A 14,764-nucleotide genomic window follows, 5' to 3' on the forward strand; every position below is an offset into this window, starting at 1 on the left:
GCGAGCAGCGGGTCGACTACCCGACCACGAAGCGGAACAGCGCCCCGCACGCACACGCCCAGACAAGACTGACGAGCGTGCCGATGATGAACCGCTCGCGCGCTTCCGCAGCGTCGAGTTCCGTGAATCGCCCAACCCCCTTGACAGCGACGATCACAGCCAACGCTTCAGGAAATCCGGCCATGATGGCCGCGGTCGTCGCGAAACGCTCGAAGAGTCCGATCGTGGTTCCGCCGCGCAACACCTCGTGCGGTGCGGCACCGCTCGACGCTTCGGCAGCAGGGACCAGGATGCCGCCGTGGGCGCCGTCCGGCACGCTGCCGCGGGAAGCCATGGCGAGTACGAACAGCACTGCCTGCCCGCCTCCGACCACGGAGACCCCCAGCGCGGCGATGCCAATGAGTGCGGGCAACAGCCAGAACGAATGCGAGTGCGGAAAGCACGACAGGAAAACGGCTGCAGCGAGGGTCGCAGCGGCCGCCATGACGTAGCCGCGCCGCTGAATCCGAGTAGCGAGCACCGACAGGCAGAGACTGGCCAAGATCGCGAGAAGCATGGCCGTCCAATAGGAAAGCGGACCGATGGCATCCACGAGTTCGAGGGGGTTGTTCATGCGGATGCGTCCGTTTCGATGTCGGATTCACTGCCAGGCGGCATGAGTGAACGATGAAGATCGTGCAATAGCTTAGTGAGCGCGGGAATGGACGCGTTCTCCGCCTTGAGCTGCGCTGCTTGAGCGCGCGCGCTCGCGGCCGGGGCGGAAATGGAGAGCTGCGTCGCGGCATCCTGCTGGGTGATCCCGGTTCGCAGCAAGTCGTAGAGTTCCCATCCGGCCGGCGTGCGCCGGGCGCGGAGAATCATCACGAGGTCGATGAGTGCTTCGACGTCGCTCGCATTCACAACGCAGTCGGCAACTCCTTCGGCGCGCAGTGCGAACCGAGTGCGTGCCTTCTTCGCGTTGTCTACGGCATTGCGGGCAGCGAAGAAAGCACCCCCGCTGGCCTCACGTGTCGCGGCCGGCAGCGGGCGTCGCACATCGCCGAGCCCGAGTCCGACGCTCCAGTCGCCGTCGCGGGTGAGTTCGAGGGCGAGTTGCAGTGCGGTCGCCGCGTCATCGGTCAACATCTGGATCTCGTCGCCGGCGTTGCGGTCGGCTGGCAACAGCAACGACGAGCCGTGGTCCCGGTTGATTCGCGCGCGGGCTGCGCCGGCCAAATCCTCATGGGTGCGACTGTCTACCTGATCTGCGGTGATGACGAACATGGGGCCGCCCTTCAAATGATAAGCAACCAACTCTAACATTGATCATATTAGATACGTAGACTTAATCGGGTGCAAGTTAGAGACAGATCATTAACCTATCGATGCAAGGAAGGATCAGCCCGCTGATACTCTTGACCCGTGTCAGACCCGGCCATCCTCGCGCAGCAATCAAACGATCCGACCTTCAGCGATATCTGGGAGGAGATCAACTGGCGTGGCCTCGTGCACGTGTCCACGGACACTGGCGCACTCAGAGAACTCTTGACCGGGGAACCGGTCACGTACTACTGCGGGTTCGACCCAACAGCGCCCAGCCTGCACCTGGGGCACTTGGTGCAGCTGCTGCTGATGCGCCGCCTTCAACTGGCCGGCCATCGTCCGCTCGGACTGGTCGGTGGTTCGACCGGGCTGATCGGCGACCCACGACCCAGTGCAGAACGCACGCTCAACACCAAAGAGGTCGTCGCACAATGGGTCGCCGACCTGCAGGCGCAGGTTGCGAAATACCTCAGTTTCGAAGGTGACAATCCGGCCCGACTGGTGAACAACCTCGACTGGACCGCGCCTCTGTCCGCCATTGACTTCCTCCGCGACATCGGCAAGCACTATCGGGTCGGCACCATGTTGAAGAAGGATGCCGTCAGCGCGCGGCTCAATTCGGAAGCAGGGATCAGCTACACCGAGTTCAGCTACCAACTGCTGCAGGGCATGGATTTTCTCGAGCTCTACCGCAGCTACGGCTGCCTGCTGCAGACCGGCGGATCGGACCAGTGGGGCAACCTCACGAGCGGAACGGATCTGATTCATCGGGTCGAGCGCGTCACTGCGCACGCCATCGGCACGCCTCTGATCACCAACAGTGACGGTACCAAGTTCGGCAAGAGCGAGGGCAACGCGATCTGGCTGGACCCTGAGCTGACGAGTCCGTACGCGTTTTACCAGTTCTGGGTGAACACGCTGGACGCCGACGTCATCGAACGGCTCAAGGTCTTCACCTTCCTGACCAGGAGCGAGCTCGATGAACTCGCCGAACTCGTCGCGACGGAACCGTACAAACGTGCCGCCCAGCGTCGGCTCGCATACGAGGTAACCAGCCTGGTGCACGGGACCCAGGCGACGGATGCCGCGATCGCGGCCGCAGAGGCGCTGTTCGGAAACGGCGACCTCACAGCGCTCGATTCGTCGACGCTCGAGGCCGCTCTGCGTGAGTTGCCGAACACGACCACGGCGCCCGCTGCCCCGATCGCACAGCTACTCGTGGACACCGGGCTCTCATCGAGCCTGAGTGATGCGCGACGAGCGATTGCCCAGGGTGGCGTTTACCTCAATAACGTGACGATCGACGACCAGGCAGCGACCATTGCCGACCGCGTCGCGACCGGCGGGCTGGCGGGCGGATTGGCTGTGCTCCGGCGGGGTAAGAAGACCCTCGCCGGCGTTTTCATCGAGTAACGAACGGCGTTCGCGCGCACGACACGCCCGGGTGCGATGTTGGATTTGCGCGCACGGTCGGGCCTTGCGTAAAGTACTTACTTGTCACCCCAAAGGTGCGGGTAAGCCGAAGCGCTTCCCGGCCTCAAGCGGGGACTGATCCTCAGATTGCATCGCGGCTCGACTTGTACGAGCCGCTTGAAAAGTCTAGGATTGAAGATCCACTGACCTTTCGGTTCCGCATGGTTCGGATCGAGTGAAATACCGCACTGTGTTGCGGTTCGCATCGATTTGGAACGGCGAGTTGAAGTGTCGTGGTGAACAGAAGTTGCCCTTGGGTGAAGGCCGTAAGGCTGGAGGCAAGGTGCGTCTGGTCTTTGAGAACTCAACAGCGTGCACAATGTCATATGCCAAATACCTCGTGCCTGGCCTTTTTGGTTGGGTCGAGATTCCTTTGGAAATTATTTATAACAAAGCAAGTCAGTAATGATTTGTTCTGTCAGTTTCAAACTTGCTTTGATGTCCGCCTATTCCGGTGGTGTTGAGGCGTAATGTGTGTCAGTCGCTTCGGTGGTTGGCTATTGAGCATTTATGGAGAGTTTGATCCTGGCTCAGGACGAACGCTGGCGGCGTGCTTAACACATGCAAGTCGAACGATGAAGGGGAGCTTGCTTCCTGGATTAGTGGCGAACGGGTGAGTAACACGTGAGTAACCTGCCCTTGACTCTGGGATAAGCGTTGGAAACGACGTCTAATACCGGATATGACTCCTGGCCGCATGGTCTGGGGGTGGAAAGATTTTTTGGTTGGGGATGGACTCGCGGCCTATCAGCTTGTTGGTGAGGTAATGGCTTACCAAGGCGACGACGGGTAGCCGGCCTGAGAGGGTGACCGGCCACACTGGGACTGAGACACGGCCCAGACTCCTACGGGAGGCAGCAGTGGGGAATATTGCACAATGGGCGCAAGCCTGATGCAGCAACGCCGCGTGGGGGATGACGGCCTTCGGGTTGTAAACCTCTTTTGGCAGGGAAGAAGTGATCCTTTTTTGGGTTGTGACGGTACCTGCAGAAAAAGCACCGGCTAACTACGTGCCAGCAGCCGCGGTAATACGTAGGGTGCAAGCGTTGTCCGGAATTATTGGGCGTAAAGAGCTCGTAGGCGGTTTGTCGCGTCTGCTGTGAAAACCCGAGGCTCAACCTCGGGCTTGCAGTGGGTACGGGCAGACTAGAGTGCGGTAGGGGAGAATGGAATTCCTGGTGTAGCGGTGGAATGCGCAGATATCAGGAGGAACACCGATGGCGAAGGCAGTTCTCTGGGCCGTAACTGACGCTGAGGAGCGAAAGCATGGGGAGCGAACAGGATTAGATACCCTGGTAGTCCATGCCGTAAACGTTGGGAACTAGATGTGGGGGCCATTCCACGGTCTCCGTGTCGCAGCTAACGCATTAAGTTCCCCGCCTGGGGAGTACGGCCGCAAGGCTAAAACTCAAAGGAATTGACGGGGGCCCGCACAAGCGGCGGAGCATGCGGATTAATTCGATGCAACGCGAAGAACCTTACCAAGGCTTGACATATACCGGTAAAGGCTGGAAACAGTCTCCCCGTAAGGTCGGTGTACAGGTGGTGCATGGTTGTCGTCAGCTCGTGTCGTGAGATGTTGGGTTAAGTCCCGCAACGAGCGCAACCCTCGTTCTATGTTGCCAGCACGTGATGGTGGGAACTCATAGGAGACTGCCGGGGTCAACTCGGAGGAAGGTGGGGATGACGTCAAATCATCATGCCCCTTATGTCTTGGGCTTCACGCATGCTACAATGGCCGGTACAAAGGGCTGCGATACCGTAAGGTGGAGCGAATCCCAAAAAGCCGGTCTCAGTTCGGATTGAGGTCTGCAACTCGACCTCATGAAGTCGGAGTCGCTAGTAATCGCAGATCAGCAACGCTGCGGTGAATACGTTCCCGGGCCTTGTACACACCGCCCGTCAAGTCATGAAAGTCGGTAACACCCAACGCCGGTGGCCTAACCCGTCAAGGGGGGGGAGCCGTCTAAGGTGGGATCGGTGATTAGGACTAAGTCGTAACAAGGTAGCCGTACCGGAAGGTGCGGCTGGATCACCTCCTTTCTAAGGAGCAACTGGAGGCTTCGGTCTTCCAGGCGCCAGATTCGAACAGTCCGCCGCATTTCGTGGTGGAGCCTGGTTCGGCTGGTAGCTCATGGGTGGAACATTGACATTGGGATCAGGTTGGAGGCCTGTGTTTTAGTACGTCGACTTTTGGTTGATGGGAACGGACACTGGTCGGTTGAACTGGTTCGTGCACGCTGTTGGGTCCTGAGGGACCCGGCCTTACCGGCCCGCTGTTTGGGTGGGGGGTGGGAACTGGACCTTCTGGGCTTCTGCTTGTCGGCATTACTGGCCGATGGTGGGGGTGCCGCCCGTATTTTGAGAACTACACAGTGGACGCGAGCATCTTAGATTCAGGACGTGAGTTCTGGATCACAAAAGATTTTTAGGGCATTCCTTCGGGGATGTTCTGACTAATCATTGGTCAATTTTGCAGCATCCTTTTTTGGGGTGTTGTGCGATCGATTCGATATTCATGTGATTTCAAGTTTCTAAGAGCAAACGGTGGATGCCTTGGCATCTGGAGCCGAAGAAGGACGTAGTAATCTGCGATAAGCCTCGGGGAGTTGATAAACGAACTGTGATCCGAGGGTGTCCGAATGGGGGAACCCCGCTGGGTGCCGTGAGGTGGCCTGGTGACTCCCGTCTGAATGTATAGGGCGGGTAGAGGGAACGTGGGGAAGTGAAACATCTCAGTACCCACAGGAAGAGAAAACAATAGTGATTCCGTGAGTAGTGGCGAGCGAAACCGGATCAGGCTAAACCGTCCATGTGTGATAGCCGGCAGGTGTTGCATGGTCGGGGTTGTGGGACTTTCCGTGGTGGGCTGCCGTCCGCCGATCGTTTCAGCGCAGCATAGATGAATGGTCTTGAAAGGCCAGCCGTAGACGGTGCCAGCCCGGTAGTTGAAATGTTGTTGTTGGCGTGGAGAGGATCCCAAGTAGCACGGGGCCCGAGAAATCCCGTGTGAATCTGTCAGGACCACCTGATAAGCCTAAATACTCCCAGATGACCGATAGCGGACAAGTACCGTGAGGGAAAGGTGAAAAGTACCCCGGGAGGGGAGTGAAATAGTACCTGAAACCGTTTGCTTACAAACCGTCGGAGCGCCCTTTGTTGGTGTGACGGCGTGCCTTTTGAAGAATGAGCCTGCGAGTTAGTGATTTGTGGCGAGGTTAACCCGTGTGGGGTATCCGTAGCGAAAGCGAGTCTGAATAGGGCGTTTTCAGTCGCAGGTCCTAGACCCGAAGCGAAGTGATCTATCCATGGCCAGGTTGAAGCGTGTGTAAGAGCACGTGGAGGACCGAACCCACTTCAGTTGAAAATGGAGGGGATGAGCTGTGGATAGGGGTGAAAGGCCAATCAAACTTCGTGATAGCTGGTTCTCTCCGAAATGCATTTAGGTGCAGCGTTGCGTGTTGCTTGCTGGAGGTAGAGCTACTGGATGGCTAATGGGCCCTAAAAGGTTACTGACGTCAGCCAAACTCCGAATGCCGGTAAGTGTAAGCGCAGCAGTGAGACGGTGGGGGATAAGCTTCATCGTCGAGAGGGAAACAACCCAGACCATCGACTAAGGTCCCTAAGCGCGTGCTAAGTGGGAAAGGATGTGGAGTTGCACAGACAACCAGGAGGTTGGCTTAGAAGCAGCCATCCTTGAAAGAGTGCGTAATAGCTCACTGGTCAAGTGATTCCGCGCCGACAATGTAACGGGGCTCAAGCACGCCACCGAAGTTGTGGCATTGACATTAGTGGTAAGCCGCACATTTTGTGTGTTGGTTCAGCCGTGTTGATGGGTAGGAGAGCGTCGTGTGGCCGGTGAAGCGGCGGGGTGACCCAGCCGTGGAGGCTACACGAGTGAGAATGCAGGCATGAGTAGCGAAAGACGGGTGAGAAACCCGTCCTCCGGAAGACCAAGGGTTCCAGGGCCAGGCTAATCCGCCCTGGGTAAGTCGGGACCTAAGGCGAGGCCGACAGGCGTAGTCGATGGACAACGGGTTGATATTCCCGTACCGGCGAAGAACCGCCCAAGCTAATCCAGTAATGCTAAGCATCTGAATCCCTATTACCTTGACCTTCGGGTTGGGGGGTGGGGCCTAGCGTGCGACCCTATGCTGGTGCGGTTAGCGTGATAACAGGTGTGACGCAGGAAGGTAGCCGTACCGGGCGATGGTTGTCCCGGGGTAAGGATGTAGGGCGAACGATAGGTAAATCCGTTGTTCATGATGCCTGAGATCTGATGCATAGCCGTTAGGCGAATTCGGTGATCCTCTGCTGCCAAGAAAAGCATCGACGCGAGGTTCTAGCTGCCCGTACCCCAAACCGACTCAGGTGGTCAGGTAGAGAATACTAAGGAGATCGAGAGAATCGTGGTTAAGGAACTCGGCAAAATGCCCCCGTAACTTCGGGAGAAGGGGGGCCTGAAGCGTGAACCCACTAGCTGGGGGATGCGTGGATGGCCGCAGAGACCAGTGGGAAGCGACTGTTTACTAAAAACACAGGTCCGTGCCAAGTCGCAAGACGATGTATACGGACTGACGCCTGCCCGGTGCTGGAAGGTTAAGAGGAACGGTTAACCCTTGCGGGTGAAGCTGAGAATTTAAGCCCCAGTAAACGGCGGTGGTAACTATAACCATCCTAAGGTAGCGAAATTCCTTGTCGGGTAAGTTCCGACCTGCACGAATGGCGTAACGACTTCCCAGCTGTCTCAACCGCGAACTCGGCGAAATTGCATTACGAGTAAAGATGCTCGTTACGCGCAGAAGGACGGAAAGACCCCGTGACCTTTACTACAGCTTGGTATTGGTGTTCGGTGTGGCTTGTGTAGGATAGGTGGGAGACGGTGAAGCTTGGACGCTAGTTCGGGTGGAGTCATTGTTGAAATACCACTCTGGTCATACTGGATATCTAACTACGAACCCTGATCGGGTTCTGGGACAGTGCCTGGTGGGTAGTTTAACTGGGGCGGTTGCCTCCTAAAGAGTAACGGAGGCGCCCAAAGGTTCCCTCAACCTGGTTGGCAATCAGGTGGCGAGTGTAAGTGCACAAGGGAGCTTGACTGTGAGACAGACACGTCGAGCAGGGACGAAAGTCGGGACTAGTGATCCGGCAGTGGCTTGTGGAAGCGCTGTCGCTCAACGGATAAAAGGTACCTCGGGGATAACAGGCTGATCTTGCCCAAGAGTCCATATCGACGGCATGGTTTGGCACCTCGATGTCGGCTCGTCGCATCCTGGGGCTGGAGTAGGTCCCAAGGGTTGGGCTGTTCGCCCATTAAAGCGGTACGCGAGCTGGGTTTAGAACGTCGTGAGACAGTTCGGTCCCTATCCTCTGCGCGCGCAGGAAATTTGAAGGGATCTGACCCTAGTACGAGAGGACCGGGTTGGACGAACCTCTGGTGTGTCAGTTGTTCCGCCAGGAGCACCGCTGATTAGCTACGTTCGGGATGGATAACCGCTGAAAGCATCTAAGCGGGAAGCCGGCCTTAAGATGAGATTTCCAACCCCCACGGGGGGAGAGGCTCCCAGCCAGACGACTGGGTTGATAGGCCGGATGTGGAAGGCAGGACGAAAGACTGCCGCAGCTGACCGGTACTAATAAGCCGATGACTTGACAATCACTACCCTGATACATGTTGTAAGGCTGGTAACAGGGGACACGGTGTAACACCGTGAGATGACACGCGTCCACTATGTGGTTCCCGATCTACGGACGGGAAACCAAACACAACCAACACCATGGTTGAAACAAAAGAACCGTACACAGATTGATACCTGTTACGGCGGCCATAGCGAGAGGGAAACGCCCGGACCCATTCCGAACCCGGAAGCTAAGACTCCCAGCGCCGATGGTACTGCAAGGGCGACCTTGTGGGAGAGTAGGACACCGCCGGACTTAATTTACGTGAATGGCCACCCGGAAGGGTGGCCATTGCACGTTAAGCACTTCACAACAACACAGCGCCACCAACACGAGGGAGAGCACCCGTGGACGATCCGACCTCGGACGATTCGAAGGCCCGCGACGACGCAGCGCGCGCACGGAAGGGCGATCGCGATCACCGTCCCGGTGGGGCACAGGGCTCCGACGCCTCTCGTCGCGATTCCCACGGCGCTCGGTCATCGTCGGGTCGCCCGGCGCGTTCCGGCGAGCGCAAACCCTGGGAAAAGCGCGATGGTGCCTCAGGTGAACGCAAGCCGTGGGAAAAGCGCGACGGCGCTGCATCCGGTGGGAAGGCATCCGCTGGCAAGCCCGGTTCTCGCAAGCCCGGTTCTGGCAAGCCCGGTTCTGGCCAGCCCTGGGAGAGTAGAGGCGGGCGGCCGTCTGCTCACCAGCCTCGCGGCGGCGAGCGGACGTTGTGGACGCGCGACGGTGCCCCGGCCCGCGGTGATCGTGATGCTCATCGACGAGAGCAAGAGCTGACAGAAGAAGAGCGGCTTCGCTACGAACTGAAGTCCGTGCGCCCGCGACACGAGGATCCAGTGATCCCGGACGATGTGACCGCAGAGCAACTCGATCGGATCGCGCGCAACGAATTGAAGACACTCAGCAAGGACAACGCGGAAGGCGTTGCAAAACATCTGGTCATGGCCGCGCGTCTGATCGATGAGGATCCAGCGTTGGCGCACGAACACGCGGTCTCCGCCGCTCGACGTGCGGGGCGTATCGCAATGGTACGTGAGACCCTGGCGATCACGGCATACGGCGTTGGCGACTTCGCACTCGCACTGCGAGAGCTGCGCACATATCGGCGGATTTCGGGATCCAACAATCAGTTGCCGTTGATGGTCGACAGCGAACGTGGTGTCGGTCGGCCCGACCGCGCACTTGAACTCGGGCGTTCCGTGGATCGCTCAACCCTGCCGAACGACGTGCAGGCGTCCCTTGCGATTGCGATGTCGGGAGCGCGCCTCGATCAAGGAGACGCGCAGGCTGCACTTGTCGAGCTCGAGATACCGCAACTGGATCCGGATCGTGCGTTCTCATACAGCCCTGAACTGTATTTCGCATACGCTGAGGTGCTCGAAGAGCTCGGCCGTGCGGACGAGGCTGCACAGTGGCGCGACCGTGCCGATCGTGCCGATGCCGCTCTGGCGGCAGCTTCCGGCGAGGTCGATGACGAGACGATCGAAGTGGTCGAAGAGGAGCTTCCCGTCGACACTGGCGGCGAAGCAGACGACGGCGCGGAACCGGGAGACAGCCAGGAACCTGGAGAAAGCCAGGAACCTGGAGAAAGCCCGGAACCGGGAGACAGCCCAGAACCTGAGGATCACACGGAAACCGGTGATGACGCTGAAGCGCAGAACGCAGACTAGCGTGGTGTCTCCGCTGGACGGAGTGGATGTCATACTCGCGGATCTGGACGGTGTCGTGTACACCGGCGCTCGGCCGATCCCTTATGCGGTCGAGAGTTTGAACAGAGCCGCGTCGCGCGCGCGGATCGGCTACATCACCAACAACGCCTCCCGCACCGATGTTTCGGTTGCGGCTCATCTCAGGGAGTTGGGTCTGTCCGTTGAGCCGAGTGACGTCGTGACGTCACCTCAGGCCGCGGTGCGTCTGATGATCGACATGATTCCGGCAGGTTCGCGCGTGCTGGTGATCGGCGGGGAGGGCCTGCGCACGGAGGTCGCGCGTGCCGGGTTTGTGATCGTCGGTTCCGCAGACGACGCGCCTGCCGCTGTGATCCAGGGGTTTTCGCCCGATTTGGGCTGGCGCGACCTCGCCGAGGCGTCCATTGCGCTGGCCGGTGGCGAGGCCGGCATTCCCTGGGTTGCGACGAACACGGACTGGACGCTGCCGGTGGAACGCGGCATCGCTCCGGGCAACGGCACGCTGGTCTCTGCTGTGCACAGCGCCGTCGGCCGACTGCCCGTCGTAGCAGGCAAACCGGAGGTGGCCATCTTCGAAGAGGCCCGCACACGGTTCACGGCAGCGAGGCCGCTGTTTATCGGCGATCGACTGGACACAGACATTCTCGGATCAAACCGGGCTGGTATCGACGCAGCGCTGGTTCTGACCGGGGTCGACCATGCCAAACAGCTGATCGCTGCGGACTCGGACTCGCGCCCTCGCTACATCCTGGAGGATTTGCGCGGCCTGCACGAAGCGTATCCGGAGCCCGCCGTTGCCAAAGACGGAACAGTCACAGTGCGTGACGCGGTGGTGCGCGTCTCGGGGGGCGACGTGCGGATTCTCGCAGATGGTGCATCCGGGTTGAATCTGTTGCGGGCGGCGTGCGCAGCGATCTGGAATTCCGGAACGCCGATCTACGCGCTCGACGTGCCCGAGCGGCTTTACGCCTGAGCGCGCGCGTTTCGCGCTACCGTTGTGAGGTGGCCACCGAGAATCCGGATCAGGACGAAGCGATGCTCTCCCGCCTGCGTGTGATCGAAGATCAGCCGCTCGAGACGCGCGCCGACGCATACGCGCACCTGCACGACGAGCTGCGCGATGTGCTCGAAGGCGGGGACCTCCAGCGCGCCCATGACTGAGTCTCGGCTGGATGCAGCGGTCGCGGCGCTCGGGCTTGCGCGGTCGCGCACGCACGCGGCCAAGCTGATCGCAGACGGCGCCGTCACGGTGGATGGGACGGCCGTGCTGAAGGTGGCTACCAAGGTGACGGATACGCAGGTGATCGCGGTATCGGCGTCCGATCATTATGTGAGCCGGGCGGCGCACAAACTCATCGCCGCTCTCGACGCGTTCGATATCACGGTTGCCGGCCGGTTCGTGCTCGACGTCGGGGCGTCGACAGGCGGGTTCAGCCAAGTTCTGCTCGAGCGCGGAGCAACTCAGGTCATCGCCGCGGATGTCGGGCACGGGCAGTTGGCTCCGTTGGTGGCAGAGGACCCCCGCGTGGTGAGCGTCGAAGGCCTGAACGTGCGCTACCTGACCGCGGCTGCTCTGGCGGAGGCCACCGGTGTCGAGGAGGTGCCCTCGCTCGTCGTCGGCGATCTGTCGTTCATCTCGCTCACCATGGTGCTGCCTGCACTGGTCGGCTCGGCAGCGCCTGACGCCGACCTCGTGTTGCTGATCAAGCCGCAGTTCGAAGTCGGGCGCACCCGCATCAAAGAGGGGATCGTGCACGATGCGGATCGCCGCGAAGACGCCATCACCGGTGTGCTCTGGGCGGCATGGGATTGCGGGCTCGGCACAGCGGGCATCATGCCCTCCCCAATGCTCGGAAGTCACGGCAATCACGAGTATTTGGTCTGGTTGAGCGCGAGCGCGGGTACACATCCGACAGAATGGTTGCGGCAGATTCGAACGATGGTGGGAGTGTGACCTCGATGGCTGCACCAGCGCGCTACATTCTCGTCGTCTCGCACACCGGGCGCGACGACTCACTCGAGGCCGGTGTGCAGGTGTGCGGTCAGTTGATCGATGCCGGCGCGACTCCGGTGTTGAGCAGAGACGAACGCGAGGATCTGCTGGCCTTTGCCCCAGAGCTCGGCACCGTAGCCGTGCTCGGTGACGACGTGCAGCCCGAAGAGCTCGAGATCGTGATCGTGCTCGGTGGAGACGGCACGATTCTTCGCGCCGCCGAGATGGTGCGCGGTTGCGCCGCGCCGCTGCTCGGCGTGAATCTTGGCCACGTGGGCTTTCTCGCAGAAAGCGAAAGAGACGACCTGGCCAAGGCGGTCGCCCGTGGCTTGGCGGGTGATTACACAGTCGAGGAGCGCATGACCATCGAGGTTCGCGTCAAGCACGACTCCCGCGTCATCTACGAAAGCTGGGCGCTGAACGAAGCCAGTCTGGAGAAGGCCAGCAGAGAGCGCATGATCGAGGTCATCGTCGAGGTCGACGGGCGACCGCTCTCCAGCTTCGGCTGCGACGGCGTCGTGATGGCGACCCCGACGGGTTCCACAGCGTACTCTTTCTCGGCGGGCGGCCCCGTCGTCTGGCCGAGTCTGGATGCGCTGCTGCTGGTGCCGCTCAGTGCTCACGCTCTTTTTGCACGACCGCTCGTCGTCGGCCCCGAGTCATCATTGGCTGTCGAGTTGCTGGCCAGGGGCCACGTGCCGGGAATCCTCTGGTGCGATGGTCGTCGTGCGTTCGATCTTCCGCCCGGTGCGCGCGTGATCGTGCGTCGATCCAGCGTGCCTGTGCGGCTAGCGCGACTTCACCACGGGCCGTTCACCGATAGGCTCGTGCGCAAATTCAACCTTCCCGTCAGCGGCTGGAGAGGGCCGATCGGCCGTGATTGACGAAATCTCCATCCGCAACCTTGGAGTGATCGCCGACGCGGTGCTGCCTCTCGGTGCCGGATTCACTGCGTTGACGGGGGAGACCGGTGCAGGCAAGACCATGGTGGTCTCGGCGCTCGGACTTCTGCTCGGCGAGCGCGCTGACACCGGCTCCGTGCGCCAAGGCAGTGCACAGACGTGGGTCGAGGGCCGCTGGCGAGTTGCTGACAGCGGTGACGTCGCTGAGCGGGTGCGCGACGCAGGCGGAGACCTCGACGAAGCAGATTCCGCAGGCCTGGCGGAACTGGTGCTCAGTAGATCGGTTTCCAGCGAAGGGCGCAGCCGCGCGATCATCGGCGGTCGAAGCGCGCCAGTCAGTGTACTCGGAGAGCTCGCGGAGAAACTCGTCGTGGTGCACGGGCAGTCCGATCAGGTGCGGCTGAAGTCGGCAAGGGCCCAGCGTGATGCGCTCGATCGGTTCGCCGGCGCAGCATTCGGCGCACAGCTGGCCGCGTACCAGGAGACGTTTGGGCAGTGGCGCGTCGATCGCGAAGAACTCGAGGAACTGGTTGCCGATCGCGACAGGCGGCAGGCCGAAGCGGCAGAACTGCGCGCGGCAATGGCCGAGATCGAGGTTGCCGATCCGCAGCCCGGCGAAGACGATGAGCTCAGCGAGCGGGCGGAGCGCCTGACGAACCTCGAGGAGCTCCGTGAGGCGGCAGCGACAGCGCGTGAACAGATGTCTGCTGAGGATTCCGACCAACCGGATGCCGTTTCCCTGATCGAGTCCTCCCGCCGCGCGCTCGAGCGCGCGGCCGATCACGATGCGGCGCTCGCGCCGATCGCGGCATTGCTTGCGGATGCCGGTTACCTCGTCACAGACATTGCAGCCCAGTTGTCGAGCTATCTCGCCACGCTCGACACAGACGGCGCCCGTGAACTCGAAGTCGTGCAGGAGCGTCGGGCGCAACTGTCGGTGCTACTGCGCAAATACGGGCCGACGCTGGCAGACGTGATTGAGCGCCTCGACAACGGCAGCGCCCGATTGTTCGAGCTTGACGGCGACAGCGAACGGATTGAACAGCTGACATTGGCCGTCGACGTCGAGCTTGACCGGCTGACTGAGCTGGCGGGCGAACTGAGCGCCGCCCGCATCGCGGCAGGGAAGCAGCTGGGTGCTGCTGTTTCGGCTGAGCTCGGTGCACTGGCCATGCCGGACGCGCGCCTGAGCGTCGAGGTCACCCAACGCGACGAGTTCACACACTCCGGCCGCGATCACGTAGCGATCTTGCTGCAGCCGCACGCGGGAGCTGAGCCGCGAGCACTGAGCCGCGGCGCATCCGGCGGTGAATTGTCGAGAGTCATGCTGGCGCTGGAGGTCGTTCTGGCAGGCAGCGACCCGGTTCCGACGTTCGTGTTTGACGAGATCGACGCCGGTGTCGGCGGTGCGGCCGCAATCGAAATCGGGCGCCGGTTGGGCAAGCTCGCCGGAAGCGCGCAGGTGATCGTCGTCACCCACCTCGCCCAGGTGGCAGCGTTCGCAACGAACCACCTCTCCGTCGTGAAGGACAGCGACGGGGCAGTTACTGCGTCGAGCGTTCGACAGCTGAGCGGGGAAGAACGCATCGCAGAGATGACGCGATTGCTTTCGGGTCTGTCGGATTCTGCCAGCGGACTCGAGCACGCTCGCGAACTGCTGGAGCTCGCCGGTACCCGCAACCCGTGATCGATGCGACGCCCGAGCGCGCGTCGTTCGCATC

General features: G+C 60.8%; 10 protein-coding genes and 3 rRNA genes. 11 read left to right on the forward strand and 2 right to left on the reverse strand.

From position 1 onward, the window contains the following. Positions 1 to 16: 16 nt before the first annotated feature. Positions 17 to 613, reverse strand: a complete 597-nt coding sequence (locus QU604_RS08785; protein ID WP_308468431.1) for a hypothetical protein — start codon at positions 611 to 613, stop codon at positions 17 to 19. After that, complete coding sequence (locus QU604_RS08790; protein ID WP_308468432.1) at positions 610 to 1,263, reverse strand: DNA-binding protein; 654 nt, start codon at positions 1,261 to 1,263, stop codon at positions 610 to 612. The genes QU604_RS08785 and QU604_RS08790 overlap by 4 nt, the downstream gene beginning before the upstream one ends. 138 nt (positions 1,264 to 1,401) lie before the next feature. On the opposite strand from QU604_RS08790, the gene tyrS reads away from it, so the two are divergent. From tyrS to recN, 11 genes are all read left to right on the forward strand, one after another. Continuing rightward, positions 1,402 to 2,715, forward strand: coding sequence for a tyrosine--tRNA ligase (tyrS, locus tag QU604_RS08795; protein WP_308468433.1), 1,314 nt, complete (start codon positions 1,402 to 1,404; stop codon positions 2,713 to 2,715). A 567-nt stretch (positions 2,716 to 3,282) separates the two neighbouring features. Then, positions 3,283 to 4,818, forward strand: a 16S ribosomal RNA gene (locus QU604_RS08800). A gap of 481 nt (positions 4,819 to 5,299) precedes the next feature. Beyond that, positions 5,300 to 8,432 (forward strand): 23S ribosomal RNA (locus tag QU604_RS08805). Positions 8,433 to 8,592: 160 nt separating this feature from the next. After that, positions 8,593 to 8,709, forward strand: a 5S ribosomal RNA gene (rrf, locus tag QU604_RS08810). The 16S, 23S and 5S rRNA genes sit together here, the layout of an rRNA operon. A gap of 291 nt (positions 8,710 to 9,000) precedes the next feature. Continuing rightward, complete coding sequence (locus QU604_RS08815) at positions 9,001 to 9,237, forward strand: hypothetical protein (RefSeq protein ID WP_308468434.1); 237 nt, start codon at positions 9,001 to 9,003, stop codon at positions 9,235 to 9,237. 59 nt (positions 9,238 to 9,296) lie between these two features. Then, positions 9,297 to 10,130 (forward strand): hypothetical protein, encoded by an 834-nt coding sequence (locus QU604_RS08820; protein ID WP_308468435.1) that lies wholly within the window; start codon positions 9,297 to 9,299, stop codon positions 10,128 to 10,130. Next, a complete protein-coding gene (locus QU604_RS08825) occupies positions 10,102 to 11,121 on the forward strand; it encodes an HAD-IIA family hydrolase (protein WP_308468436.1) in 1,020 nt (339 codons plus the stop codon). The genes QU604_RS08820 and QU604_RS08825 overlap by 29 nt, the downstream gene beginning before the upstream one ends. 29 nt (positions 11,122 to 11,150) lie before the next feature. Next, a complete protein-coding gene (locus QU604_RS08830) occupies positions 11,151 to 11,309 on the forward strand; it encodes a hypothetical protein (protein ID WP_308468437.1) in 159 nt (52 codons plus the stop codon). Next, positions 11,302 to 12,102, forward strand: coding sequence for a TlyA family RNA methyltransferase (locus tag QU604_RS08835; protein ID WP_308468438.1), 801 nt, complete (start codon positions 11,302 to 11,304; stop codon positions 12,100 to 12,102). Before QU604_RS08830 ends, QU604_RS08835 begins: the two co-directional genes overlap by 8 nt. A gap of 5 nt (positions 12,103 to 12,107) precedes the next feature. Then, positions 12,108 to 13,025: an NAD kinase gene (locus QU604_RS08840; RefSeq protein ID WP_308468439.1), complete on the forward strand. Its 918-nt coding sequence runs from the start codon at positions 12,108 to 12,110 to the stop codon at positions 13,023 to 13,025. Further along, on the forward strand, positions 13,018 to 14,730 hold the full coding sequence (recN, locus tag QU604_RS08845; protein ID WP_308468440.1) for a DNA repair protein RecN: 1,713 nt from the start codon (positions 13,018 to 13,020) through the stop codon (positions 14,728 to 14,730). Before QU604_RS08840 ends, recN begins: the two co-directional genes overlap by 8 nt. The last annotated feature ends 34 nt before the right edge of the window (positions 14,731 to 14,764 follow it).

The organism is Rathayibacter sp. SW19, assembly GCF_030866825.1.
Classification (GTDB): Bacteria; Actinomycetota; Actinomycetes; order Actinomycetales; family Microbacteriaceae; genus Rathayibacter_A; species Rathayibacter_A soli.